The sequence below is a fragment of the Hydrogenophaga sedimenti genome, from assembly GCF_051857515.1.
GTDB lineage: Bacteria > Pseudomonadota > Gammaproteobacteria > Burkholderiales > Burkholderiaceae_C > Hydrogenophaga.
In genome coordinates this window covers 240,112-265,463 of the sequence record NZ_JBPZHA010000002.1, presented here as the reverse complement: position 1 = coordinate 265,463, position 25,352 = coordinate 240,112, and the positions used below count along the sequence as shown (strand labels likewise).

Sequence of the window (25,352 nt, the reverse complement as noted above, 5' to 3'; positions counted from 1 at the left end):
AAGAGACCCGCCATGCGCATCATCGACCTGCACTGCTACCCCGGTACCCCCACCTGGATCGAATCACAAGGCCCCTACCCGGCCGAACTCGCCCGCTACTGGAAACGCGACTGGGTGGGCAAGAGCGAAGAGGACGTGGTCGCAGAATTCACCGGCGCCGGCGTCGAGGCCTGCCTCGTCGCGCTCGACCTGGAGACCACGGTGGCCGCCCCGCCCTGCACCAACGAGTACGTGCACGGCATGTGGAAACGCCACCCGCAACGCATCATCCAGTGCTGGGGCGCGGTCGAGCCGGCCAAGGGCGAGATCGCGATGATCCAGGCCCGCAAAGCCATCAAAGAGCTGGGCTTCATCGGCTTCCACTTCCACCCCATCATGCAGCACTTCGCCGTGAGCGACCGGCGCTACTACCCGCTGTTCGAAGAGATCAACGCCATGGGCGCGGCCGTCATGGTGGACGTGGGCACCACCGGCATGGGCGCCGGCATGCCGGGCGGCAACGGCGCCCTGGTGCGCCACGCCCACCCCGAGCACATCGACCAGCTCGCGGCCGATTTCCCCAAGCTGAATATCATCATGGCCCACCCCGGCTGGCCCTGGGTCGACGAGACCACGGCCGTGGCGCTGCACAAGGGCAACGTGTACTGGGAGATGTCGGGCTGGGCGCCCAAGCACTTCCCGGGCAACCTCAAGGTCGACATTCGCGGCCGCCTGCAGGACAAGATCATGTTCGGCAGCGACTACCCCAGCCTGCCCTACGAACGCATCCTGCGCGAGTGGGACGAGCTGGGCTACAAGCCCGAGGTCATGGAAAAGATCATGCACGGCAACGCCGAGCGGGTGCTGGGCTTGTGAGCATGAACGCCTACCTCTGTGACGGCGTGCGCACGCCGATCGGGCGCTACGGTGGCGCGCTTTCGGGCGTGCGCACCGACGACCTCGGTGCGATCCCGATCCGTGCGCTGATGGCGCGGCACCCCGGTCTCGATCCGGCCCTGGTGAACGAGCTGATCTACGGCTGCGTCAACCAGGCCGGTGAAGACAACCGCAACGTGGCGCGCATGAGCGCGCTGCTCGCGGGCTTGCCGGTGGAGGTGCCGGCGGTGACGGTGAACCGGCTCTGCGGCTCCGGCCTCGAAGCGGTAGCGCAGGCGGCGCGGGCACTGCACGCGGGCCAGGCACAACTCGCCATCGCGGGTGGTGTCGAGAGCATGAGCCGTGCGCCGCTGGTCATGCCCAAACCCACCGCCGCGTTCTCGCGCCACGCCGAGATCCACGACTCCACCATCGGCTGGCGCTTCGTCAACCCGCGCATGGAGCAACTGCACGGCGTGGACGCGATGGGTGAGACGGCCGAGAACGTGGCGCAGGAACACGGCATTGCGCGCGCCGACCAGGACGCGTTCGCACTGCGCAGCCAGCAGCGCGCCTCCGCAGCCATGCGCTCGGGTGTGCTCGCGCAAGAGATCACCCCGGTGGAGATCCAGGGCCGCAAGGGCGCCGTCACGCAATTCACCGAAGACGAACACCCGCGAGCCGACACGACCGCCGAGAGCCTGGCCGCGCTCAAGCCCGCCTTCCGCAAGGACGGCACGGTCACGGCCGGCAACTCCTCGGGCGTGAACGACGGCGCGGCCGCGCTGCTGCTGGCCAATGAAGCGGCCGTGTCGCGACACGGCCTGCGCCCGCTGGCGCGCATCGTCGGCTATGCCAGCGCCGGCATCGCACCGCGCGTGATGGGATTCGGCCCGGTGCCCGCGGTGCACAAGCTGCTGGCACAGACCGGTCTGCGCATCAGCGACTTCGACGCGATCGAACTCAACGAAGCCTTCGCCGCTCAGGGCCTGGCCGTGACCCGCGCGCTGGGCTTGCCCGACGACGCGCCGCACGTGAACCCCTACGGCGGCGCCATTGCCTTCGGCCACCCGCTGGGCATGAGCGGCGCGCGCCTGGTGCTCACCGCCGCGCGGCAGCTGCAGCGCACCGGCGGCCGCTACGGCCTCGTGACCATGTGCGTCGGCGTGGGCCAGGGCGTGGCCATGGCGATTGAACGCACATGAGCCCCCACGCTCCACCGCTGCGCGGGTCGCTGCCCCCCGAGGGGGCTGATCCGGCTCGGGGCGGCCCAGCGCCGGATCGTCAAAAAATGGGACCAAACATGAACCACCCCCCCCTGCTCATCACCCGCCGCGGCCACGTCGCACTCATCACGCTCAACCGCCCCGACACGCGCAACGCGCTCAGCGGCGAAGAGATGTTCGCGGCCTTCGAGTCGCTGGTCGACGATCTCAACGCCGACCTGTCGGTGCGCGCCGCCGTGCTCACCGGCGCAGGCACGGCCTTCTGTTCCGGCGGCAACGTGGCCGAGATGCGCGACCGCAGCGGCATGTTCGCGGGGTCGCCCGACGAGATCACCGAACGCTACCGCCAGGGCATCCAGCGCATCCCGCGCGCGCTGGCGCGGCTGCAGGTGCCATTGATCGCGGCCGTCAACGGCCCGGCGATTGGCGCCGGCAACGACCTGGCCTGCATGTGCGACCTGCGCATCGCCTCCTCCACCGCGCGTTTCGCCGAGAGTTTCGTGAAGGTCGGCATCATCCCCGGCGACGGCGGCTGCTGGCTGCTGCCGCGCGTGATCGGCCATGCGCGTGCGGCCGAGATGGCGCTGACCGGCGATGCCGTCGACGCCGAAGAAGCACAACGCATCGGCCTGGTCTCCCGCGTGGTCGCACCCGATGAGCTGTTGCCCGAAGCGCTCAAGCTGGCAGGCCGCATCGCCGCCAACCCGCCGCAGGTGCTGCGCTGGACCAAGCAGCTGCTGCAGCAGGCGCGCACCGGCACGCTGGACGAAGCACTCGACGCCGCCGGCCGCCTGCAAGGCCTGGCGCACCACACGGCCGACCACGCCGAAGCGGTCGCGGCCTTCTTCGAGAAGCGCACACCGGTGTTCAGCGGGGGCGGCGCATGAGCGCCGTCACCGAAAGTCCGCTGCTGGAGGAACGCCCCGCCGACGGCGTGGTGCTGCTGCGCATCCACCGGCCCGAGGTGCTCAACGCGCTCAACCTCGCGCTGCGCCGCGCGCTGGCCGAAGCCTTCCGGCGGCTCGACGCCGATCCCGCCGTGCGCGTGATCGTGCTCGCTGGCGGCCCCAGGGCTTTCTGTGCCGGCGCCGACCTCGGCGAGTACGTGGACGCCAGCCCCATCGACCTGCTGCAGCGCCGCCACGACCTGCTCTGGGGCGCGATCGCGGCCTGCAAGAAGCCGGTGATCGCCGCGGTGCGCGGCCACGCGCTGGGCGGCGGCTGCGAACTCGCGCTGCACGCCGACCTGATCCTGGCCGGGCGCAGCGCGCGCTTCGGCCAGCCCGAGGTCAAGGTCGGCATCATGCCCGGCGGTGGCGCGACGCAGCGCCTGACCCGCGCGCTGGGCAAGTTCGGCGCGATGAAGCTGCTATTGCTCGGCGAGCCCATCGACGCCGAGACCGCGGCCCGCATCGGCCTGGTGGCCGAGGTGCTGGACGACGACGCGGTGGAAGCGCGCGCGCTGTCAATCGCGCAGCAGCTGGTGGCGCTGCCCGCGGTCGCGCTGCGCCTGGTCAAGGAATCGGTGCTGATGGCGATGGAAACGCCGCTGTCGGCCGGGCTGGAATTCGAGCGCAACGCCTTCCAGACCTCGTTCGCGAGCCCCGACAAACACGAGGGCATGCGCGCCCGGCTGGACAAGCGGCCCGCGCGCTTCAACCAGGGCTGACCACCGCTGAGGCGGCGCGGGCGCACCGGGGTCAGAACACCTCGGTGTCCACCTCGCTGTTGTCCTGCGGGTTGTAGCGCGAACCATGCACCGTGTGCTGGTTGATCAGCGCGTTCAGGCGCTCGATCACGTCGGCCGACAGCGACACGTTGGCGGCGCCGAGGTCGTCCAGCAGGTGGTCGACACTGCGCGTACCCGGGATCGGCAGGATGTCGTCGCCCTGGTGCAGCAGCCAGGCGATCGCCAGCTGCGACGGCGTGCAACCGACCTCGGCCGCGATGGCGTTGTACGCCGGCAGCAGCTGCGCGTTCTTCGCGTGGTTCTCGGGCGAGAAGCGCGGCATGCTGCGGCGGATGTCCTTGGCGTCGAGTCCGCCCACATCCAGCGGGCCGCACAGGAAACCGCGCGCCACCGGACTGAAGGCCACGAAGCTCACGCCCAGCTCGCGGCAGGCCTGCAGCACCGCGATCTCGGGGTTGCGCGACCAGAGCGAGTACTCGGTCTGCAGCGCGGCAATAGGATGCTCCGCATGCGCCTTGCGCAGGGTCGAGGCCGAGACTTCGGAGAGGCCGATGCTGCGGATCTTGCCCGCGCGCACCAGGTCACCCAGGGCGCCCACGCTCTCTTCGATCGGCACCTGCTTGTCCCAGCGGTGCAGGTAATACAGGTCGATCACCTCGGTCTGCAGGCGCTGCAGGGCTTCGTCGCAGGTCGCCTTGATCGTGTCGGGGCGGCCGTCGATCACGCGCACCTTCACGCCCTCGGCGTTGGGCACACCGGTCATGCCGCACTTGCTGGCCAGCGTGAACTTCGCGCGGTGCTTCGACAGCACCTTGCCGACCACGGTCTCGCTCTGGCCGAAGCCGTAGAGCGCGGCGGTGTCGAAGTGGGTGACGCCGTGGTCGAGCGCGGTCAGCAGCAGGCGCTCGGCCTCCTCGAAACTGGCCGGTGCGCCGTAGGCGTGGCAGATGTTCATGCAGCCCAGGCCGATGGCGCCGACGCTGAAGGAACCGAGTTGTCGCTGTTGCATGGAATATTCCCTGGTAAAGATGGATTCAGAGCACCTGAAGGTCGCGCACGAAGATGACTTCGCAGGCGCCGGCGCCGGTGTCGTTGCGGGTGAGTGAACTGCGCCAGCGCCAGCCGTCGCCGGAACGGGCTTCGACCAGCCAGCCCTGGATGCGCACGACCTGCCCGGGCCGCACGTCCTTGAGGCGGCCCGCGATCGCGCCGTCGGCCGGAATCATGTGCATGTTGGCACTGGATTGCTCGATCTCCTCGCGCGGGATCGGAAACTCGTCGACGTGCCAGGCGTAGAAACGGCCGGCCTGGCTGATGCGGACCTTGTCGAGCACCGCGCTGTCGGACATGCGGCCCCAGCCCAGCGCGAGGTCGACCGGCGAGAGCTCCGACTCGCGACCGGTCCGGTAGGTCTCGCTGGCCAGCACGCGCGCCTCGATCTGGAAATCCTGCAAGGGCTGCAGCGTGTAGCCCTTGAACGGGAACTCGGCCGCCTGGGCGTCGTGCTGCTGCGGCACGGCCGCCGCCACGGCGCCCGGGGCCTGATGGACCGGCCGGCTGTGAAAGTGCTGGTAGGCCCCGAAGCCGATCAGGGCGATGAAGGCGAGCGTCTTCCAGTTCATCCGCGAAGGATAGCGCCGCGCCCGCCTTTACCTGTTCAGCCCTTGAGTTGCTGCTCCAGGTTGTGCAGCACCTGGTAGCAGTTGAACACCTTGGCCACGCTGGAGTTGGGCTCGCGGCCTTCTTTGATGGCGGCGAAGAATTCGCGGTCCTGCAGCTCGATGCCGTTCATGGACACCGCCACCTTGGACACATCGATCTTTTCTTCCTTGCCGGTGAACAGGTCGTCGTAGCGCGCGAGGTAGGTCGCCGTGTCGCCGATGTAGCGGAAGAAAGTGCCCAGCGGGCCGTCGTTGTTGAACGAGAGGCTCAGCGTGCAGATCGCGCCGTTGGCGGCCTTGAGCTGGATGCTCATGTCCATGGCGATGCCCAGCACCGGGTGGATCGGGCCCTGGATGGCGTTGGCCTGCACGATGGGGCTGTTGCACTGGTAGGCGAACAGGTCGACGGTGTGGGCGGCGTGGTGCCACAGCAGGTGGTCGGTCCAGCTGCGGGCCTGGCCCAGCGCGTTGGTGTTGGTGCGGCGGAAGAAGTAGGTCTGCACATCCATCTGCTGGATGTTGAACTCACCAGCCGTGATCTTCTGGTTCACGTACTGGTGGCTGGGGTTGAAGCGGCGGGTGTGGCCGCACATCGCCACCAGGCCGGTCTGCTTTTGCAAGGCCACCACTTCTTCGGCGCCCTTGAGGCTGTCGGCCAGCGGAATCTCCACCTGCACGTGCTTGCCGGCCTTCAGGCAGGCCAGCGTCTGCTCGGCGTGCATCTGCGTCGGGGTGCAGAGGATCACGGCGTCGACTTCCTTGAGCGCCAGGCTGTCTTCGAGCTTGGTGGTCACGTGACCGATGCCGTACTTGTCGGCCACTTCTTTGGTCTTTTCCAGGTCGCGGCTGATCAGCGAGATCACTTCCACGCCGTCGATGTTCTTGATGCCGTCCAGGTGCTTGATGCCGAAGGCGCCGGCGCCGGCGAGGGCTACTTTGATGGTCATGGTGTGTTCCTTATGCGTTCTCAAGAATGGCGTGACCGACGGCCGTGTTCGACGCGGGCACGTGATAGAAGCGGTGCTTGACCGTGGGCGCCGGGCCGACGACCTTGCCATCGACCACGTCGGACATGGCGCCGCGGGCGATCAGCCACATCACGAGTTCGATGCCTTCGCTGCCCGCTTCGCGCACGTAGTCGATGTGCGGCACGTTGGCGCAGGCCACCGGGTCGTTGATCATCAGGTCCAGCCAGTTGTTGTCCCACTCGCGGTTGATCAGGCCGGCGCGCGCACCCTGCAGCTGGTGGCTCATGCCGCCCGTGCCCCAGATGTGCACGTTCAGGTTGTCGTCGTAGCTCTCGACCGCCTTGCGGATCGCCTGGCCGAGCATGAAGCAGCGCTTGCCCGAGGGCACGGGGTACTGCACCACGTTGACCGCGAACGGGATCACCGGGCAGGGCCAGGCGTCTTTCTTCGGGTCCAGCTCGCCGCACATCAGCGACAGTGGCACCGTGAGGCCGTGGTCCACGTCCATCTTGTTGACGATGGTGAGGTCGAAGTCCTGCTGGATCACGCTCTGCGCGATGTGCGAGGCCAGGTCGGGGTGGCCGATCACCTTGGGCACCGGGCGCGGTCCCCAGCCCTCGTCGGCCGGCGTGAACTCGGCCGCCGTGCCGATGGCGAACGTCGGGATCATCTCCAGGCTGAAAGCCGTGGCGTGGTCGTTGTAGACGAGGAAGATGACGTCGGGCTTGTTGTCCTTCATCCACTGCTTGGAGAAGTCGTAGCCTGCGAACAGCGGCTTCCAGTAGTCCTCTTTGGTCTTGCCCAGGTCCATGGCCGCGCCGATGGCGGGCACGTGCGACGTGAAAACGGATGCGGTGATTTTTGCCATGGTCAGTTGCCCTTCTTGCCTGCGGCGCCTTGCGGCTGGCGGTGCGCCTGTGCGTCACCGTCTTCGCCCACCACGCGGTTGCCTTCGACGGAACGACCGCCGCTGATCATCATGTGGCGGTATTCCTCTTCGGTCATGCCGGTCATGGAGCCCGCCATCTGCTGGAAGCTCTTGCCGTCGGTGGCGCCGATCTTGGCCAGGAAGTAGATGTTGCCGCCCGTGCGCATGCACCAGTTGAGGTCGCGCGCCAGCACGGCCTGCTTCTGCTCTTCGGTCATCGCCCACCCGTCGAGGTAGGCGCGTTCGTCGGCCTTGAAGCGCTCGCGGTTGGCGGCCTTCATGAGCGACATGCAGAACTGGTTGAGCCAGTAGCCTTTGCGGCTCTGCTCGGCATCAAAGATGATGGTGCCGGGCACGTCCAGGTAGGGTTTGTTGAGCGACATGGATGTCTCCGCTTATTTGACTTCTTCGGGCCAATACAGGCGCATCGGGTTGTCCACCAGCAGCTTCTGCTGCAGCTCGGCGGTCGGCGCAATGTGCGGAATGAAGTCCACCAGCAGGCCGTCGTCGGGCATGTGGTTCTTCAGGTTGGGGTGCGGCCAGTCGGTGCCCCAGAGCACGCGATCCGGGAACTGCTCGACGATGCGTTTGGCAAACGGGATCACGTCGGTGTACGCGTTCTGCTCACCGTTCAACGCCTTCGGCCCGGTGACCGACAGGCGCTCGGGGCAGCTCACCTTGCTCCACACGTTGCTGTGCTCGCGCATGAACTTCTCGAACAGCGCGAACTGCGGGCCATCGACCGGCAGGCTCACATCGGGCCGGCCCATGTGGTCCACCACCACGGTGGTCGGCAGCGCGGTGAAGAAGTCCCAGAGCTCGGGCAGGTCCACCGCCTCGAAGTAGATGACCACGTGCCAGCCCAGCTTGGCGATGCGGCCGGCAATCTCCATCAGCTCGTCCTTGGGCGTGAAGTCCACCAGGCGCTTGACGAAGTTGAAGCGCACGCCGCGCACGCCGGCGGCGTGCAGGGCCTGCAGCTCTTCGTCGGTGACCGAACGCTTGACCGTGGCGACCCCTCTAGCCTTCCCGTTCGAAGAGAGACAGGCATCGACCATGGCGCGGTTGTCGGCGCCGTGGCAGGTGGCCTGCACCACCACGTTGCGGGCGAAGCCCAGGTGGTCGCGCAGCGCGTAGAGCTCGTGCTTGCTCGCGTCGCAGGGCGTGTACTTGCGCTCGGGCGCGTAGGGGAACTCGGCACCGGGGCCGAACACGTGGCAGTGCGCGTCGACCGCGCCGGCCGGCAGCTGGAAGCGGGGCTCGGACGGACCGGTGTACCAGTCCATCCAGCCGGCGGTCTTGGTGAAGTCACCGGAAACGGGTTTGCTCATGGTGACGTCCTCAATCGATGTATTTCAGGCCGGCAGCCGCCAGCGGCTCGCGCATCTTGTACATGTCCAGGCCCAGCACGCCCGAGGCCAGTTTGTCGCGCTTCTCGCCTTCGAAGCTCTCGCGCTTGATCGCGGCTTCCAGCGTGGCGGAGGCCTTGGCGGCCGGCACGCAGACCACGCCGTCGTCGTCGGCCACGATCACGTCGCCCGGCGTCACATAGGCACCGGCGCAGACGATGGGAATGTTCACCGAGCCCAGCGTGGCCTTGATCGTGCCCTTGGACGAGATGTAGCGCGACCAGACCGGGAAGTTCATTTCCTTGAGCGTCTTCACGTCGCGCACGCCGGCTTCGATGATCAGGCCGCGGGCGCCGCGGGCCTGGAAGCTGGTGGCCAGCAGGTCGCCGAAGTAGCCGTCGCTGCACTCGGCGGTGACGGTGGCGATCACGATGTCGCCCGGCTGGATCTGCTCCGCCGCCACATGCATCATCCAGTTGTCGCCGGGTTGCAGCAGCACGGTCACGGCCGTGCCGGACACCTGCACGCCGGTCTGGATCGGGCGCATGTAGGGTTTGAGCAGGCCGACGCGGCCCATGGCCTCGTGCACCGTGGCCGAGCCCAGCGCGGCCAGGCCATCGGCGGCTGCGCGGTCGGCGCGCTTGATGTTGCGGTAAACAACGCCCAGTTCGTACATGTTTTTCTCCTCGGGTTCTGTGATGGGTTACTGGCCGGCGGCCTTGAGGCGGGCATCCAGGCGCGGGAACACGCGGCGCGCGTTGCCTTCGTAGACCTGGTAGCGCTGCTCGTCGCTGAGGTTGCCGGTGGCCTGCACGTAGCGCTTGGTGTCGTCGTAGTAATTGCCGGTCTCGGGGTCGATGCCGCGCACGGCGCCGATCATTTCCGAGGCAAACAGGATGTTGCCGACCGGGATCACCTTGGTCAGCAGGTCGATGCCGGGCTGGTGGTAGACGCAGGTGTCGAAGAACACGTTGTTCAGCAGGTGGTCCTTGAGCAGGGGCTTCTTCATCTCCTGCGCCAGGCCACGGAAGCGGCCCCAGTGGTAGGGCACCGCGCCGCCACCGTGCGGGATCACGAACTTGAGCGTCGGGAAGTCCTTGAACAGGTCGCCCTGGATCAGCTGCATGAAGGCAGTGGTGTCGGCGTTCAGGTAGTGCGCGCCGGTGGTGTGGAAGCAGGCGTTGCAGCTGGTGCTGACGTGGATCATCGCGGGGATGTCGTACTCGACCATCTTCTCGTAGATGGGGTACCAGGACTTGTCGGTCAGCGGCGGGCTGGTCCAGTGGCCACCCGAGGGATCGGGGTTGAGGTTGAGGCCGACGTTGCCGTACTGCTCGACGCACTTGACCAGTTCGGGGATGCAGGTCGCGGGGTCCACGCCCGGGCTTTGCGGCAGCATGGCGGCCGGCACGAAGTGGTCGGGGAACAGCTGGCTGACGCGGTAGCAGAGCTCGTTGCAGATCGCGGCCCAGGTGGACGAGACATTGAAGTCGCCGATGTGGTGGGCCATGAAGCTGGCGCGCGGGCTGAAGATGGTGATGTCCGAGCCGCGCTCCTTCATCAGCTTGAGCTGGTTGGTCTCGATGGACTCGCGCAGTTCGTCGTCGCTGATCTTGAGGTCCGCGACCTTCGGCATCGCGGCGGGGTCCTTGATGCCGGCGATCTGCTGGTTGCGCCAGTTTTCCAGCGCCTTGGGCGCCGTGGTGTAGTGGCCGTGGCAGTCGATGATGAGGGGCTTTTGCAGGGACATGTCCGGTCTCCGTTTTGTGCGATGACGCAGATTCTGGACACCGCACCAGCCAGAGACAAGTGTGATACCCCTCTACCAGATATCGCAAAAACTCATGAATGCAGCGATCCATGCCGGGCTGCGATAACGGAAAGATGCCCGCGCGACCGACCGGCCACCCGCGGCACTGATAGATTGGCCACACAACAACCACGAGGAGACACGCATGAACACCACCTTGCCACGCCGGGGCTTTGGTCGGCTGCTGGGCCTGGGCGCCCTGGCGCTGCTGGCCGGCCTGCCGCAGGCCGCCTGGTCGCAGGCCTACCCGAACCGGCCGATCCGGCTGGTGGTGCCGTTCACGCCGGGCGGCAGCACCGACATCCTGGCGCGCGCCATCGGCCAGGAGCTGGGCAAGGCCTGGAACGCGACGGTGGTGATCGACAACGTGCCCGGCGCGGGCGGCGCCATCGGCGCCGAGAAGGTCGCGCGGGCCGCACCCGACGGTTACACCCTGCTGATGGGCCACATCGGCACGCTGGCCGTGAACCCCAGCCTCTACCCCAAATTGCCCTACAGCCCGCTCAAGGACTTCACGCCCGTGGCCTGGGTCGCCAACGTGCCCAATGTGCTGGTGCTGCACCCCTCGACGCCGGCCAGCACGATGAAAGACTTCGTGGCCTACGCGAAGGCCAACCCCGGCCGGCTCAACTACGGCTCGGGCGGCAACGGCAGTGCCGCCAACCTGGCGACCGAATACCTCAAGCTGCGCGCCAGCATTTCCCTGGTGCACATTCCCTACCGTGGCACGGCGCCGGCCGTGACCGACCTGGTCGCCGGCCAGACGCAGGTGCTGTTCACCGGCGTGCCCGCCGTGATCGGCCAGGTCCGCAGCGGCCAGCTCAAGGCGCTGGCCGTGTCGGGCAAGCAGCGCGTCGAGGCCCTGCCCGAGGTGCCGACGGTCAACGAGGCGCTGGGCCTCAAGGACTTCGAGGCCGACCAGTGGTACGGCGTGGTCGCCCCGACCGGCACGCCGGCAGACACGGTGGCCAAGCTCAACCAGGCGATCAACGCCGCGCTCAACTCGGCCGAACTCAGGAAACGCCTCAACGCCGAAGGCGCGGTCGCCAACCCGACCAGCCCGGAAGCCTTCGGCAAGTACATCGCGGCGGAAATCGAGCGCTGGCGGCCCGTCATCACCTCGGGCCGGGTGAAGGCAGATTGAACCCCCCCGCGCCGCCGGCGCCGGAGCGCATCTTCTGGCATAGCAGGCCACCCGCTATCGCAGAGTGGAATAATCAGGTCTCCTCACCGGGACCTGCATGGACCTCAAGCAACTCGAATACTTCGTGCGCGTGGCGGAGCTGGGCAGCTTCACCAAGGCCGCGCTCGCGCTGGACGTGGCCCAGCCCGCGCTCTCGCGCCAGGTGCGCCTGCTCGAAGTGGAGCTGCGCCAGAACCTGCTGATCCGCAACGGCCGCGGCGCCACCCCCACCGAAGCCGGCAAGCTGCTGCTCGAACACGGGCGCGGCATCCTGCACCAGGTCGAGCGCGCGCGCGAAGAGCTGGGCCGGGTCCGTGGGGCACTGGCCGGCCGCGTGGCGATCGGCCTGCCGCCCAGCCTGTCGCGGGTGATGGCGGTGCCGCTCACGCGCGCCTTCCGGGCCCAACTGCCCGAGGCCAGCCTGTCGATCAGCGAAGGCCTGTCGGCCACGATGCAGGAATGGCTGCACACCGGCCGGCTGGACATCGCCGTGCTCTACAACGCGATCCCGGCGCCCGACGTCGAGATCACGCCGCTGATGGAAGAAGAGCTGGTGCTGGTGCAGCCCCGCCCGCCCGGGCTGGCCGAAGACCCGCCGCCCTCGCCGATTCCGCTGGCCGAGGTGGCCGCGCTGCCGCTGGTGATTCCCAGCCGGCCCAACGCGATCCGCATGCACGTGGAGGCCGAGATGGCCGCCATCGGCTGCCGGCCGGTCATCGGGCTGGAGATCGATGGCGTGTCGGCCATCCTCGACCTGGTCGCCGACGGCGCCGGCTCGGCCCTGCTCTCTCGCCACGCGGTCGCCTCGTCGATCCGGCCCTCGGCCTACCGCATGCGCCCGGTCGAACCGCGCCTGCGCACCCGCGTGAGCCTGGCGACCAGCTCGCAGCGCCCCGCCACCCTGACCCAGCGCACCGCGCTCGGTCTCATCGGCGAGGTCTGCGCCGGGCTTGGGCTCTGAATAGAATGCGGCGCCCGACGTTCCACCCGAGACTGCTGCCCGGCCCATGTTCATCCTGATCGCCGCCTTCGGCGCCACCTTCGCAGCGATGGCCTTGATGCTGTCGCTCGGCGGGCGGCTCACCGCCGAGACACTGGCCATCGCGCTGCTGGTGCTGGTGCTGGGCTTCATCGTCGTGCTGTTCTCGGCCGACAGCCTGCGCGCCCGCCCGGTCGGCGGTGGCAGCGGCTTCCAGCTGTTCACGCGCCGCCATTCGCGCCGCTGGCCGCTGCCCGTGGTGCTGTTGTGCTCTTTGCTCGCTGTGGCCTATGTCGCGTTCCGGCCCGCGCCGTCGCCAGCGGTGGCCAGTCCGCCACCAGCGGGGGTGGCGACCGACGTGGTGACACCGCCCTCGGTACCCGCGGTCCCCGGCGCGCCGGACACCCCCGCCCCGGTCGCGGCGCCAGCGCCCGCCACCCCTGCGGTGCCAACGGCCGCGGACGCCAGGGAAGAAGTCACGGCGGCGGTCGAGGCCTGGCGCAGCGCCTGGGCCGCGCGCGACCTGCCGCGCTACCTGGCCGCGTACACGCCCGACTTCCACCCCGCGGACGTGACGTCCCACGAAGCCTGGGTGTCGCAGCGCAAAGACCGGCTGCGCAACGCGCGCGGCCTGCGGGTGCAGATCGAGCAGTTGGAGGTGAGCACCGAGGGTGAGCGCGCCACCGCGCGTTTCCTGCAGCGCTACCGGGCCGGCGCGCTGGACGACCAGGTGCACAAACGCCTGGTCTTCGTGCGCGGCGCCGACGGCTGGAAGATCGGCGAAGAAACCGTCGAGACGGCCGGCAAGCCCTGAACGGGCGCCGCCGGAAGCGGCCTCAGGCCAGCCAGCCCGCGCTGTGGCGCAACACCCAGAGCAGGCCGCTGAGCGTGAAGAACGAGGCCATGGTGCCCACCAGCAAGGCCGCCGAAGCCAGCCCCTCGTGGCCCTGGCGCTGGGCCAGGATGGTGTAGATGCCCATGGTCGGCATGGCGCCCGTCAGCAGCAGAGCGACCTTCAGCGGCGTGTCGTCGATCGGCACCAGCCAGGTCATCACCGCCAGCATGCACAGCGGGTGCAGCACCAGCTTGCCGATGTCGATCTGCGCCACCGCGGACTTCAGGCCCTGCAACTGCAGGCCCACCAGGCTGCCGCCGATCACGAACAGCGACAGCGCGCTGCTGGCCTGCGCGAACAGGGTCACGGTGCGCGACACCGGCGAAGGCATGTGCAGGCCCAGCGCCGACACCAGGAAGCCGGCGACGATGGCGATGATCAGCGGATTGCGCACCAGGCCCTGCAGGGTCTGCACCACCAGCTTGTGCCAGTGACCCGAATCGTGGCGGTCCATGTCGGCCAGCGCCAGCAGCACGGGAATCACCACCAGGTTCTCGACCACCATGTTCAGCGCCAGCACCACGCCGGCCACCGGCGCGCCCAGCGTCAGCAGAAGCACCGGATAACCGACGTAGCCGCTGTTGGGACAGGACATGCCCATGGCCATGATGGCCGAGCGGCTCATGCTTTCCTGGCCGGCCTTGCGGTACCAGAGCGTGGCCGCCGTCAGCAGGATCAGGCTGCCCAGCGCATAGGCCAGCAGGTAGCGGCCGTTGAAGATCTCGCCGACGCTGCGCTGCGACAGCGCGTTGAACAGCAGCGCCGGCAGCGCGAGGTTGATGACGAACTTGCCGAACACGCGCATGTCGCCGCGCTCGAACAGGCCGCGCCGGGTCGCCAGGTAGCCCAGCGCGATGCAGAGGTAGATCGGGCCGGTGATGGCCAGGATGTCGAGCATGGGGTGATCGGCCTGGTCAGGCCTGGTCGTCGTTGGCGGCGCTGCCGCGGGCGGCCAGCAGCCGGTCGGCGTAGCCCTGCCAGGGCGGGTTCTGGTCGAGACCGGCGAAGTGTCCGGCGCGGGCCTGCGCGGCCATCCAGTCGTGCTTCTGCGCGATCGCGGCGGCCATGAAGGGCTCGAACCCGGCCTCGCGCACGGTGTTGGCCACCTCGCGCATCTCTTCGGCGCGGCGCTTGCCGTGCTGTGCGACGCGGCTGAAGAAGTAGGCGCCCTGCCTGGTCCAGTCGATGCCGGGGAAGGTCTCCTGCAGCGTGGCGATCATGGCGTCTTCCACACCGTAGTGCCGCGCGGTCGTGTAGCTCTCCAGCACCAGCGCTTCCAGCCCCTTGATCATCACGCTGCGGCACATCTTGGTGGCCGAGGCGATGCCGAGCTGCTCGCTCGCCACCTTGGCGTCCAGGCCCAGGTCGCGGAGCACCGGCAGCAGGCGGGCCGCGTGTGCGCCGCCCAGCAGCATCGGCACGCGGATGCCGTACGGTGGGACCGAGGTCATCACGCCGGCCTCGACATAGTGCGCGCCGGCCGCCCCGATCAGCGCCGCCGCCTTCTGTTTGGTGCCCGGCGAGGCCGAGTTCAGGTCGAGGAACACGCTGCCCGGCCGGATGTGCGGCGCCGCCGCTTCGGCCACCGCCAGGGTGTTGCTCGCCGTCACGGCCGAGATCACCAGATCCGCCTGCGCGCACAGTGCGGCCGCGCTCTCGCAGGCCACCACGCCGGCCGCGGCGGCGTGCGCGAGAGCGTCGTCTCGCGCCGCCGGGTCGGCGAACTTCAGGTCCCAGGCACCGGTCCAGGCCGCCTTGTCCCTCAGGCCCGCCGTGAAGATGCGGCCCACCTCGCCATAGCCGATCAGGCCGATGCGCAATTCACTCATGCCGTCGTGTCCCGATCACTGTTTGGGGATGCCGGCCTTGTCGATCACCGCGCCCCAGCGCTTGATGTCCGACACAAGCAGCTGCGTGGCTTCGTCGGGCGTGCTGTTGTCGGCGTCGATGTTCAGATCCGCCAGCTTCTTCTTCACCTCGGGTTTGGCCAGCGCGGCGACGATGTCCTTGTTCAGGCGGTCGATCACGGCGCGCGGCGTCTTGCCTGGCACCGCCAGCGCGTTCCAGGACGAGGCCTGGAAGCCCTTGACGCCGGCTTCCACCGCCGTCGGCACCTCGGGCAGCACGCTCGAACGCTTCTTGCCGGTCACGGCCAGCGCACGGAAGGCGCCGGACTTGATCTGCGTGAGCGTGGGGCCGAGGATCTCGACACCCGCATCGACCTGCTTGCCGCGCAGCGCACCAATCAGCTCCGGCGTGGCCTTGAAGGGCACGATCTGGGCGTCGATGTCGGCGCTGGACTTGAACAGCTCGGCCGCCAGGTTCTGCGTGCTGCCGATGTTGATGCTGCCGATGTTGAGTTTGCCCGGGTGCGACTTGGCGTAAGCGATCAGCTCGCCCAGTGTCTTGTAGGGCGAATCGGCCGGCACCAGCACGGCGAGGTCGAAGGTGCCCAGCGTCGAGACCGGCGCCAGGTCCCTGAGCGTGTCGTAGGGCAGGCTCTTGAACAGGCTGGCCGTCACGGCGGTGCCGTTGGACATCAGGAACAGCGTGTGGCCGTCAGGCTCCGCGCGCGCCACCGTCTCGGCCGCCACCACACCGCCCGCGCCCGGCTTGTTCTCGATCGTGACCGGCTGGCCCAGCGACTGGCTCAGCTCGGCACCGACGATGCGGGCCGTGAGGTCGCCCGCGCCGCCGGCCGCAAAGGGGACGACGATGCGCAGCGGCTTGCTCGGGAAACTCTGGGCCGAAGCCATGTCCGACAGGCCCAGCGCAGTCAGGGCGATGCCGGCAGACAGCAGGGCGCGGCGGAAGCGGGACAGATGCGGTGTCATGGAAAGTCTCCTCGGGTTGTTCGGGGCACAGATGCCGACTGTAGTGAACAGAAAAAGGGCCTGCAATCGCTCGCAGGCCCTTTCAGATATGCCCGAACGTGATCAGGGCCGGGCGGCGGCGGTCAGTTCCCGACGAACTGGACCAGCCAGAGCGAGATCGACGGGAACAGCAGCAGCAGCGTGGTGCGGACGACGTCGCTCATCAGGAACGGCATCACGCCCTTGTAGCTCTCGCTGATCGGCACGTCCTTGGCCATGCCGTTGACCACGTAGACGTTCAGGCCCACCGGCGGCGCCAGCAGACCGAAGCCCACCGTCATCAGCACCATGATGCCGAACCAGATCGCGGTCATCTCCTTGCTCATGCCGAAGTCCATGCCCATGATCATCGGGAAGAAGATCGGGATGGTCAGCAGGATCATGGACAGCTCGTCCATCACCGCGCCCAGCACCACGTAGAACAGCAGGATCGCGGTCACGACCATGAGGGGTGACAGGCCCCAGCCGTTGACGACCTCGGCCAGCATGGCCGGCACCTGGGTCAGCGCCAGCGACGAGTTCATCAGGTCGGCGCCGATGAAGATCATGAAGATCATGGCGCTGGCCTCGGCGGTCGAGAAGAAGCACTGCTTGACCTTGGCCCAGGTCAGCTCGCGCTTGAGCAGGGCCGCGACGAAGGTCGCCGCCGCGCCCACGCCGGCACCTTCGGTGGGTGTGAACAGGCCGCCGTAGATGCCGCCGAACACGATGCCGAACACGACGGCGATCGGTGCCACGCCGAGCACCATCTTGCCGTTCAGCCTGGGCTGGTTCTCGTCGTCGTGGTCGGGCGCCTGGCCGGGCACCACGCGCACATAGATCGCGATGGCGATCAGGTAGCCGGTCATGGCGATGATGCCGGGCACCATCGCGGCGGCGAACAGCTTGGCGATGTTCTGCTCGGTCAGGATGGCGTAGATCACCAGCGGCACCGACGGCGGAATCAGGATGCCCAGCGTGCCGCCCGCGGCCAGCGTGCCGGTGGAGAGGCGACCCGAATAGCCGTGGCGCTTCATCTCGGGCAGAGCGACCGAGGTGATCGTCGCCGCGGTGGCGACCGAGGAACCGCAGATCGCACCGAAGGCCGCACTGGCCACCACGGCGGCCATCGCCAGACCGCCCTTGAAGCGGCCCATTGCCGCAGCAGCCACTTCGAACAACGCCTTGGAAATGCCGCCCTGCGTGGCGAAGTTGCCCATCAGGATGAACAGCGGAATCACCGACAGGTCGTAGCTCGCGAAGCGCGCGTAGACCATGCCGTTGAGGTTGTTGGAAAACGGCAGCCAGCCCACCTGGGCCAGGTAACCGAACACGCCGGCCGCAAACATGGAGACGGCGATCGGCACCCGGACCGCCATCAGCAAGAGCATGACGCCGAAGATGGCGCCGGCCATGGAAATCGAATTCATTGCGCCTGCTCCTCGAAGTCACCGACAAAAGCCTGGTAGAGGGCGATGACACCGGTCAGGCACAGGGGGGGGACGATCGCCGTGTAGACGATCCACTCCGGAAAGCCCAGCATCATGGTGGTGGTCTGGGCGCTGTAGGCGTTCATGGCACCGATCGCGGTGCGCCAGGCCAGCAGCAGCATCATGCTGGCCATCACCAGGGCACCGAACCGGTCCAGACCGGCGTTGGCGCCATCGGACAGCTTGGCGGTGAAGAAGTCCACGATGATGTTGCCGCGCTTGAGCTGGCACCAGGGCATGAACAGGGCCACGGCCGCGCCGGCGGTCACGGCCGTCAGTTCGTAGTCACCGAGCAGCGTGGCGCCGATCGTGTTGCGGCCGATCAGGCTGGCGCAGGTCACCAGCGTGATGGCCGTCATCAGCACGCCCGCCAGGACGGCACACAGGCGTGCCAGGGCAGAGAGGATTTTCAAACGGTCACCTTGAGGGGTTGAGGGGCGAAACGGGGCGGACTATAGCCGGAAGTTACGGATTGTGAAATCCGTTCAACCTATCGAAACACCAGAAAACTTCCGGCACCAGGTCCGCTACCAGCTCACTTGTTGTACTTCGCGATCAGGGCACGGGCCTCGGACGCGAGTTTGGCACCGTCGATGCCCTTGGCCTTGACTTCGTTGACCCAGTCGGTCTCGACCGTCGAGGCCGTGCGCCGCCAGCGCTGCACTTCCGCCAGCTCCAGTTCGGTGATCTTGTTGCCCGCCTTGACCGCAACCTCGCGGCCGGCCTTGTCGCCATCGTCCATGGCCTTGCCAAACATCGCGGCGGCGACCTGGCCCGAATTGTTGTCGATCACCTTCTTGAGGTCGGGCGGCAGCTTGTCGTAGGCGGCCTTGTTCATCGAGAACGCGAAGGTCTGGGTGTAGAGGCCTTCCTTGCCGGCGAAGGTGGTGTGGTTCTTCACCAGCTCGTGCACCTTCAGTGAGGGCACCACTTCCCAGGGAATGGTCGTGCCGTCGATCGTGCCCTTGGACAGGGCGTCGGTCACCGCCGGCACCGGCATGCCCACCGGCGTCGCGCCCAGCTTGGTCAGCATGTTGTTGATGATGCGCGAGCCGCCCCGCACCTTCATGCCACGCAGGCTCTCCAGGCCGGCAATCGGCTGCTTGGTGTGGAACAGGCCGGGACCGTGGGTGTGCACGGCGATGAGCTTGACGTCCTTGAACTCGTCGGCCGCGAACTTCTCGACATATTCCTGCAGCGCCTTGGACGAGGATTCGCCCGAACTGCTCATGAACGGCAGCTCGAACACTTCGGTCTTGGGGAAACGGCCCGGGGTGTAGCCCAGCACGGTCCAGGTGATGTCGACCACGCCGTCCTTGGCCTGGTCAAACAGCTGCGGCGGCGCACCGCCCAGCTGCATCGCGTTGAAGACCTGCACCTTGATCTTGCCGCCGGACTCGGCCTCGACCTTCTGCACCCAGGGCACGATCGCGCGGGCCGGGATGGTGGCCGTGGCCGGCAGCATCTGGTGCAGGCGCAGGGTGACGGTCTGTGCCTGGGCCGGCACGGCGGCCAGGGCGGACAGGGCTGCCAGCGTGGCCAGCAGGCTGCGGCGAACGGAACGGTGTGTCATGGAGGTCTCCTTCATGGGTTCAAAAGGTACCACCCGCACGGGCCCGGGGTCCGCACGGGCGGGTTCATCGCGCACTGTCGGTGCTTCCAGCCGTTTTGAAAAGCGGCATTACCCACATTCAGCTATGCGCGCCTGATCTGTCGGTATTTACCCTAGCAAAGCGCCGCACTCAGGCCAGCCCGAGCAGGCGCACGGCATTGCCCTTGAGGATGCCGGGCATCACCTCGGGCTTGAAGCCGGCGACCTCGAAGTCCTTCATCCAGCGCTCGGGCGTGATCAGCGGGTAGTCGCTGCCGAACAGGATGCGGTCCTTCAGCAGCGTGTTGGCGTATTGCACCAGCTGCTTGGGGAAGTACTTCGGGCTCCAGCCCGAGAGGTCGATCCAGACATTGGGCTTGTGCGTGGCGACCGACAGCGCTTCGTCCTGCCAGGGGAAGCTGGGATGCGCCATGACGATCTGCATGTCGGGGAAGTCGATCGCCACGTCGTCCAGGTGCATGGGGTTGCTGTACTCCAGCCGAAGGCCGCCGCCGCAGCGCATGCCCGAGCCGATGCCGCTGTGCCCGGTGTGGAAGATGGCGGGCAGTTTGTGCGCGTTGATCACCTCGTAGATCGGCCAGGCCATCTTGTCGTAGGGGTGGTAGCCCTGCACCGTGGGGTGGAACTTGAAGCCCTTGATGCCTTCCTCCTTGATCAGGCGCTCGGCCTCGCGCGCACCCATCTTGCCCTTGTGCGGATCGATGCTGGCGAAGGCCACCATCATGTCGCTGTTCTCGCGCGCGGCCTGCGCGATTTCTTCGTTGGGAATGCGGCGGCGACCGAGCTGGCTCTCGCTGTCGACCGTGAACATCACCAGGCCGATCTTCTTCTCGCGGTAGTACGCCACCGTCTCGGCGATGGTCGGGCGCCGGTTGCTGCCGAAGTACTTGTCGGCGGCGCGGTCGTACTCTTCGCCGTAGTTGTCGAAGGGGTTGCGGCAACTCACTTCGGCGTGGGTGTGGATGTCGATGGCAATCAGGTTCTGGTGGTCCATGGTGTCTCCTGACAAGGGTCGGTACTAGGGGTAAATCCGGGGGTGTCCGGGCCGGGTTTCGCTTGATTTGGTTATTGTTTATAACAATAATTCCAGCACCCAACAAGCCAGAAAACCCGCACCACCATGACCACACAGCACCCCGACCTGAGCGTCCAACTGCACGGCGAACAACAGGAAGTCGCGATCGTCACCCTGACCCGCCCGGCCAAGCGCAACGCGCTCAACGATGGTCTGATCCTGGCGATCCGCGACGCCTTCCAGAACCTGCCCGCCAGTGTGAAGGCGGCCGTCATCGATGGTCAAGGTGAGCACTTCTGCGCCGGACTGGACCTGTCCGAGCTGAGCGAGCGCGATGCGGCCGAAGGTGTGTTCCATTCGCGCATGTGGCATGCCGCGCTGGACTGCGTCGAGAAGGGCACGGTCCCGGTGATCGCGGCGCTGCACGGCGCCGTCGTCGGCGGCGGCCTGGAGCTGGCCAGCGCCTGCCACATCCGCGTGGCCGACGAGTCGACCTTCTACGCCCTGCCCGAAGGCACGCGCGGCATCTTCGTCGGCGGCGGTGGCGCGGTGCGCGTGCCCAAGCTGATCGGCGCCGCGCGCATGACCGACATGATGCTCACCGGCCGTGTCTACAACGCCATCGACGGTGAACGCATCGGCCTCTCGCAGTACGTCGTGCCCACCGGCACCGCACTGGACAGGGCCATCGAACTGGCCACGCGCATCGCCACCAACGCGCGCATGACCAACTTCGCGCTGATGCACGCCCTGCCCCGCATCGCCGAGCAGCCCGCCGACCACGGCCTGTTCACCGAAGCCCTGATGGCCTCGATCGCGCAGTCGGCGCCCGAAGCGAAAGCCCGCGTCCGCGCCTTCCTCGAGGGCAAGGCGGCGAAAGTCAAGAAGGAATGACCGGCCACCGCCGCAGACCGACCCGATAAAGACAAGACCCCTGGAGACAAACGATGACTGCTGCGAAGTACCGCCCCCTGAAGTTCGGCGTCACCCGCGCCACGCTGCGAGACGGCGAGACCGGTGTGCACTACCTGCGCGCCGACCAGGAACTCGGCCCCTTCCCCGGGCGCCTGACCGACCGCCTGGTGCACTGGGCGAAGGAGCGCCCGGACCAGACCCTGTTCGCCCGCCGCGTGAAGAATGCCGATGGCAGCAGCGGCGACTGGAAGCACATCACGTTCGCGCAGGCGCTGGACGCCGCCCGCCGCATCGGCCAGGGCCTGCTCAACCGCGGCCTGTCGGCCGACAAGCCGGTGCTGATCCTCAGCGAGAACGACCTTGAACACGCCCTGCTCGCCCTGGGTTGCCTCTACGCCGGCGTCGCCTACTGCCCGACCTCGCCCGCCTACTCGCTGATCAGCCAGGACTTCGACAAGCTCAAGCACGTCATCAAGACGCTGACACCGGGCCTGGTGTTCGCCAGCGACGCGCTGCGCTACAGCCGCGCGATGCTGGCCACCCTGGGCGAAGAGGTGGAACTGGTGACCACGAACGGCACCATTCCCGGCCGCGACACGACATCCTTCGGCGCCCTGATGGCGACCGAGCCGACGCCCGCCGTCGACGCCGCCATGGCCGCCACCGGCCCCGACACGATCGCCAAGTTCCTCTTCACCTCGGGCTCGACCAAGATGCCCAAGGCCGTGATCAACACGCAGCGCCTCTGGTGTGCCAACCAGGCGCAGATGGCCGCCTCGATGCCGGTGCTGGCCGAGAAGGAGCTGGTGCTGGTCGACTGGCTGCCCTGGAACCACACCTTCGGCGGCAACCACAACTTCGGCATGGTGATCTACCACGGCGGCACGCTCTACATCGACGACGGCAAGCCCACGCCCGCGTTGATGCACGAGACGCTGCGCAACCTGCGCGAGATCTCGCCGACCGTGTACTTCAACGTGCCGACCGGCTTCGAGGCGATCGCCAACGCGATGCAGACCGACGACCAGTTGCGCAAGACGCTGCTGGCCAAGGTCAACATGTTCTTCTACGCCGGCGCCGCCCTCGCCCAGCCGATCTGGGACAGCCTGTTCGAGAGCCAGGAGCGCGAGATCGGTGAACGCGTCGTGATGACCACCGGCCTGGGCATGACCGAGTCCGGCCCGTTCGGCATCTTCGTGACCAACCCCAACGTCAAGGCCGGCGACCTCGGCCTGCCGACGCCCGGCCTGGAACTCAAGCTGGTCGACATGCAGGGCAAGACGGAGGTCCGCTACAAGGGCCCGAACATCACCCCTGGCTACTGGCGCCAGCCCGAAGAGACCACCGACGCCTTCGACGAAGAAGGCTTCTTCAAGACCGGCGACGCGGTCAAGTGGATCGACGAGACCGACGTGCACCAGGGCCTGAAGTTCGACGGCCGCATCGCCGAGGACTTCAAGCTCGCCACCGGCACCTTCGTCAGCGTCGGCCCGCTGCGCGGCAAGATCATCGCCGCCGGCGCGCCCTACATCCAGGACGTGGTGCTCACCGGACTGAACATGAAGGAGGTCGGCGCCATGGTGTTCCCGACCGCGGCCGTGCGCCAGCTAGCCGGCCTGCCCGCCGATGCCTCGATGCACGACGTGCTCGACGCGGCGCCGGTGCTGGCCCAGTTCCAGAAGATCGTGGACGAGCTGTCCCGCAATTCGACCGGCTCGGCCAACCGCATTGCCCGCCTCTGCCTGCTGGCCGACCCGCCGACCATCGACCGCGGCGAGATCACCGACAAGGGATCGATCAACCAGCGCGCCGTGCTCTCGCACCGCGCCGACACGGTGGCCAAGCTGCACAGCGACGGCCTGCGTTTCATCGTCAAACCGACGGCCTGAAGGGACACGACATGGCCAGCAAAGGCTTCTTCAATGCGTTCGCCGATGTGGTGATCCTCGACGGCGTGCGCACGCCGATGGTGGACTACTGCGGCGCGCTGGGCCACCTCTCGCCGACCGACCTGGGCATCAAGGCGGCGCGGTCTGCGCTGCAGCGCGCCGGCGTGCCAGGCGATCACATCGGTTCGGTGGTCACGGGCAACATGGCGCCCGGCGACTTCGACCAGTTCTTCCTGCCGCGCCACATCGGTCTCTACGCCGGCGTGCCGGTCGAGGTGCCGGCCATCATGGCGCAGCGCATCTGCGGCACCGGCTTCGAGCTGTTCCGCCAGGCCGGCGAGCACATCCAGGGCGGTGCCGCCGACGTGGCGCTGGTCGTGGGCACCGAAAGCATGACGCGCAACCCGATCGCCGCCTTCGACCACCGAACCGGCTTCAAGCTCGGCGCGCCGGTGGGTTTCAAGGACTACATGTGGGAGGCACTGAAGGACCCGGCGGCCGGCATCAACATGATCCAGACCGCCGAGAACCTGGCGAAGAAGTACGGCATCACGCGCGAGGAGGTGGATGCGTTCGCCTCCTCGTCGTTTGCCAATGCGGTGGCCGCGCAGGAAAGCGGCTTCCTGGCCGGCGAGATCGTGCCGGTGGTCAGCGAGAAGTTCGAGATCGAGGGCTACAAACCGCGCGGCATCCGCCTGCAGGGCAAGGTGACCGAGGTCGCGACGGACACGCACCCGCGGCTGTCGCCGGTCGAGGTGCTGGCCAAGCTCAAGCCGGTGTTCGAACACGGCGTGCAGACCGGTGGCAACAGCTCGGCCCTGGTCGACGCGGCCGCGGCCTGCGTGGTCAGTTCCGGGGCCTACGCCAAGGCACAAGGCAAGAAGCCGCTGGCACGCCTGGTTGCAGCGGCAGCGGTCGGTGTGCCGCCCGAGATCATGGGCATCGGCCCGGCCCCCGCCATCCGGCTGCTGCTGGAGCGCACGGGTCTGAAGCTCGACGACATCGCGCGCTTCGAAGTCAACGAAGCCCAGGGTGCGCAGACCCTGGCGGTCGCGAAGGAGCTGGGCATGGACATCGGCCGGCTGAACGTCAACGGCGGCGCCATCGCGCTGGGCCATCCGCTGGCGACCACCGGCGTGCGCCTGACGCTGACGCTGGCGCGCGAACTGCAGCGCTGCGGCGCGAAGTACGGCATCTCCAGCGCCTGCGTGGGCGGTGGCCAGGGCATTGCCCTCCTCATTGAGAACCTGGAAGGAAACTGAGATGAACATTCAAGGACATGCCGCGCTCGTCACCGGCGGTGGCTCCGGCCTCGGCGAGGCCACGGCCCGCGAACTGGCCCGCCTGGGTGCGAAGGTCGCGGTGCTCGACCTGAACCTCGAGAACGCGCAGCGCGTCGCCAAGGACATCGGCGGCGTGGCGGTGCAGTGCAATGTGTCGGACCCGGACAGCATGCAGGCCGCCGTCGACGCCGCCGCCGCGGCCCACGGCCCGGCCCGCATCCTGATGCAGATCGCGGGCATCGGCAGCGCCAAGCGCGTGGTCGGCAAGGACGGCAATGCCGCCCCGCTGGCCGACTTCGCCCGCGTGATCAACGTCAACCTGATCGGCACCTACAACGCGGCCCGCCTGTTCGCCGCGGCCTGCGCCAAGCTCGACCCGATGGAAGACGGCGAGCGCGGCGTGATGGTGTTCACCGCCAGCGTCGCCGCCTTCGACGGCCAGGTCGGCCAGCAGGCGTACAGCGCCTCCAAGGCCGGCGTCGCCGGCATGACGCTGCCGATGGCGCGCGACCTGGCGCAGCACGGCATCCGTGTCTGCACCATTGCTCCCGGCCTGTTCGCCACGCCGCTGATGAAGGAACTGCCCGAGCCGGTGCAGGAGTCGCTGGCCAAGAGCATTCCCTTCCCCAACCGCCTGGGCAAGCCCGAGGAGTTCGCGGAACTGGCGGCACACATCGTCAGCAACGGCCACCTCAACGGCGAAGTCATCCGTCTCGACGGCGCCCTGCGCATGGCTCCCCGCTGAACAGAAC

General features: G+C 67.8%; 26 protein-coding genes. 11 read left to right on the top strand and 15 right to left on the bottom strand.

All coding sequences use genetic code 11. The features are described 5' to 3' along the window. Positions 1-12 precede the first annotated feature (12 nt). From ACS5NL_RS03935 to ACS5NL_RS03920, 4 genes are all read left to right on the top strand, one after another. Positions 13-855: an amidohydrolase family protein gene (locus tag ACS5NL_RS03935; protein ID WP_439352306.1), complete on the top strand. Its 843-nt coding sequence runs from the start codon at positions 13-15 to the stop codon at positions 853-855. A 2-nt stretch (positions 856-857) separates the two neighbouring features. Next, positions 858-2,060: a 3-oxoadipyl-CoA thiolase gene (gene pcaF / locus ACS5NL_RS03930; protein ID WP_439352304.1), complete on the top strand. Its 1,203-nt coding sequence runs from the start codon at positions 858-860 to the stop codon at positions 2,058-2,060. 98 nt (positions 2,061-2,158) lie between these two features. Then, positions 2,159-2,968 (top strand): crotonase/enoyl-CoA hydratase family protein, encoded by an 810-nt coding sequence (locus ACS5NL_RS03925; RefSeq protein ID WP_439352302.1) that lies wholly within the window; start codon positions 2,159-2,161, stop codon positions 2,966-2,968. Beyond that, positions 2,965-3,750, top strand: a complete 786-nt coding sequence (locus tag ACS5NL_RS03920) for an enoyl-CoA hydratase-related protein (protein WP_439352300.1) — start codon at positions 2,965-2,967, stop codon at positions 3,748-3,750. Before ACS5NL_RS03925 ends, ACS5NL_RS03920 begins: the two co-directional genes overlap by 4 nt. Positions 3,751-3,781: 31 nt before the next feature. On the opposite strand, the gene ACS5NL_RS03915 is transcribed toward ACS5NL_RS03920, so the two are convergent. The 8 genes from ACS5NL_RS03915 to ACS5NL_RS03880 are packed head-to-tail and all read right to left on the bottom strand — an operon-like array spanning position 3,782 to position 10,427. Continuing rightward, positions 3,782-4,780 carry an aldo/keto reductase gene (locus ACS5NL_RS03915; protein ID WP_439352298.1) on the bottom strand — a complete coding sequence of 333 codons (999 nt, stop codon included), beginning with the start codon at positions 4,778-4,780 and terminating at the stop codon, positions 3,782-3,784. A 25-nt stretch (positions 4,781-4,805) separates the two neighbouring features. Continuing rightward, positions 4,806-5,393, bottom strand: coding sequence for a hypothetical protein (locus tag ACS5NL_RS03910; protein WP_439352296.1), 588 nt, complete (start codon positions 5,391-5,393; stop codon positions 4,806-4,808). Positions 5,394-5,428: 35 nt separating this feature from the next. Next, the gene (locus ACS5NL_RS03905; protein ID WP_439352294.1) at positions 5,429-6,379 is read right to left on the bottom strand and encodes a Gfo/Idh/MocA family oxidoreductase; all 951 of its coding nucleotides are present in this window, start codon (positions 6,377-6,379) and stop codon (positions 5,429-5,431) included. A gap of 10 nt (positions 6,380-6,389) precedes the next feature. Further along, a complete protein-coding gene (locus tag ACS5NL_RS03900; protein WP_439352291.1) occupies positions 6,390-7,268 on the bottom strand; it encodes a class III extradiol dioxygenase subunit beta in 879 nt (292 codons plus the stop codon). Between the two features lie 2 nt (positions 7,269-7,270). Further along, entirely contained in the window at positions 7,271-7,711 is a 441-nt protein-coding gene (gene ligA, locus ACS5NL_RS03895; RefSeq protein WP_439352289.1) for a protocatechuate 4,5-dioxygenase subunit alpha, read from the bottom strand. A gap of 12 nt (positions 7,712-7,723) precedes the next feature. Beyond that, on the bottom strand, positions 7,724-8,659 hold the full coding sequence (locus ACS5NL_RS03890) for an amidohydrolase family protein (protein ID WP_439352288.1): 936 nt from the start codon (positions 8,657-8,659) through the stop codon (positions 7,724-7,726). A gap of 10 nt (positions 8,660-8,669) precedes the next feature. Then, a complete protein-coding gene (ligK, locus tag ACS5NL_RS03885) occupies positions 8,670-9,353 on the bottom strand; it encodes a 4-carboxy-4-hydroxy-2-oxoadipate aldolase/oxaloacetate decarboxylase (RefSeq protein WP_439352286.1) in 684 nt (227 codons plus the stop codon). 27 nt (positions 9,354-9,380) lie between these two features. Continuing rightward, on the bottom strand, positions 9,381-10,427 hold the full coding sequence (locus ACS5NL_RS03880; protein WP_439352284.1) for an amidohydrolase family protein: 1,047 nt from the start codon (positions 10,425-10,427) through the stop codon (positions 9,381-9,383). Positions 10,428-10,632: 205 nt separating this feature from the next. Here ACS5NL_RS03880 and ACS5NL_RS03875 point away from each other — a divergent pair, with 205 nt between their 5' ends. The 3 genes from ACS5NL_RS03875 to ACS5NL_RS03865 all read left to right on the top strand — a co-directional run bounded on the left by ACS5NL_RS03875 (position 10,633) and on the right by ACS5NL_RS03865 (position 13,463). Then, positions 10,633-11,631 carry a Bug family tripartite tricarboxylate transporter substrate binding protein gene (locus tag ACS5NL_RS03875; protein ID WP_439352283.1) on the top strand — a complete coding sequence of 333 codons (999 nt, stop codon included), beginning with the start codon at positions 10,633-10,635 and terminating at the stop codon, positions 11,629-11,631. Between the two features lie 97 nt (positions 11,632-11,728). Next, on the top strand, positions 11,729-12,631 hold the full coding sequence (locus ACS5NL_RS03870; RefSeq protein ID WP_439352281.1) for a LysR substrate-binding domain-containing protein: 903 nt from the start codon (positions 11,729-11,731) through the stop codon (positions 12,629-12,631). A 46-nt stretch (positions 12,632-12,677) separates the two neighbouring features. Beyond that, positions 12,678-13,463: a YybH family protein gene (locus ACS5NL_RS03865; protein WP_439352279.1), complete on the top strand. Its 786-nt coding sequence runs from the start codon at positions 12,678-12,680 to the stop codon at positions 13,461-13,463. A gap of 22 nt (positions 13,464-13,485) precedes the next feature. Here the strand turns inward: ACS5NL_RS03865 and ACS5NL_RS03860 are convergent, their stop codons facing one another. The 7 genes from ACS5NL_RS03860 to ACS5NL_RS03830 all read right to left on the bottom strand — a co-directional run bounded on the left by ACS5NL_RS03860 (position 13,486) and on the right by ACS5NL_RS03830 (position 20,492). Next, on the bottom strand, positions 13,486-14,442 hold the full coding sequence (locus tag ACS5NL_RS03860) for an AEC family transporter (RefSeq protein ID WP_439352277.1): 957 nt from the start codon (positions 14,440-14,442) through the stop codon (positions 13,486-13,488). Between the two features lie 16 nt (positions 14,443-14,458). After that, positions 14,459-15,373 carry an NAD(P)-dependent oxidoreductase gene (locus ACS5NL_RS03855; protein ID WP_439352276.1) on the bottom strand — a complete coding sequence of 305 codons (915 nt, stop codon included), beginning with the start codon at positions 15,371-15,373 and terminating at the stop codon, positions 14,459-14,461. 15 nt (positions 15,374-15,388) lie between these two features. Further along, positions 15,389-16,300, bottom strand: a complete 912-nt coding sequence (locus ACS5NL_RS03850) for a Bug family tripartite tricarboxylate transporter substrate binding protein (RefSeq protein WP_439352550.1) — start codon at positions 16,298-16,300, stop codon at positions 15,389-15,391. A 200-nt stretch (positions 16,301-16,500) separates the two neighbouring features. Continuing rightward, entirely contained in the window at positions 16,501-17,826 is a 1,326-nt protein-coding gene (locus tag ACS5NL_RS03845) for a TRAP transporter large permease (protein WP_439352275.1), read from the bottom strand. Continuing rightward, complete coding sequence (locus tag ACS5NL_RS03840; protein WP_439352273.1) at positions 17,823-18,299, bottom strand: TRAP transporter small permease; 477 nt, start codon at positions 18,297-18,299, stop codon at positions 17,823-17,825. The genes ACS5NL_RS03845 and ACS5NL_RS03840 overlap by 4 nt, the downstream gene beginning before the upstream one ends. 122 nt (positions 18,300-18,421) lie before the next feature. Further along, complete coding sequence (locus ACS5NL_RS03835; protein ID WP_439352271.1) at positions 18,422-19,459, bottom strand: TRAP transporter substrate-binding protein; 1,038 nt, start codon at positions 19,457-19,459, stop codon at positions 18,422-18,424. A 169-nt stretch (positions 19,460-19,628) separates the two neighbouring features. Further along, entirely contained in the window at positions 19,629-20,492 is an 864-nt protein-coding gene (locus ACS5NL_RS03830) for an amidohydrolase family protein (protein ID WP_439352269.1), read from the bottom strand. A gap of 126 nt (positions 20,493-20,618) precedes the next feature. Here ACS5NL_RS03830 and ACS5NL_RS03825 point away from each other — a divergent pair, with 126 nt between their 5' ends. Genes ACS5NL_RS03825 through ACS5NL_RS03810 form a run of 4 tightly spaced genes read left to right on the top strand, consistent with a single transcriptional unit; the run spans position 20,619 to position 25,345 of the window. Then, on the top strand, positions 20,619-21,407 hold the full coding sequence (locus ACS5NL_RS03825; RefSeq protein WP_439352267.1) for a crotonase/enoyl-CoA hydratase family protein: 789 nt from the start codon (positions 20,619-20,621) through the stop codon (positions 21,405-21,407). A gap of 53 nt (positions 21,408-21,460) precedes the next feature. Then, a complete protein-coding gene (locus ACS5NL_RS03820) occupies positions 21,461-23,317 on the top strand; it encodes a feruloyl-CoA synthase (RefSeq protein WP_439352266.1) in 1,857 nt (618 codons plus the stop codon). A gap of 11 nt (positions 23,318-23,328) precedes the next feature. Beyond that, a complete protein-coding gene (locus ACS5NL_RS03815; RefSeq protein WP_439352264.1) occupies positions 23,329-24,579 on the top strand; it encodes a thiolase family protein in 1,251 nt (416 codons plus the stop codon). Between the two features lies 1 nt (position 24,580). Next, the gene (locus tag ACS5NL_RS03810; RefSeq protein ID WP_411363822.1) at positions 24,581-25,345 is read left to right on the top strand and encodes an SDR family NAD(P)-dependent oxidoreductase; all 765 of its coding nucleotides are present in this window, start codon (positions 24,581-24,583) and stop codon (positions 25,343-25,345) included. Positions 25,346-25,352 lie beyond the last annotated feature (7 nt).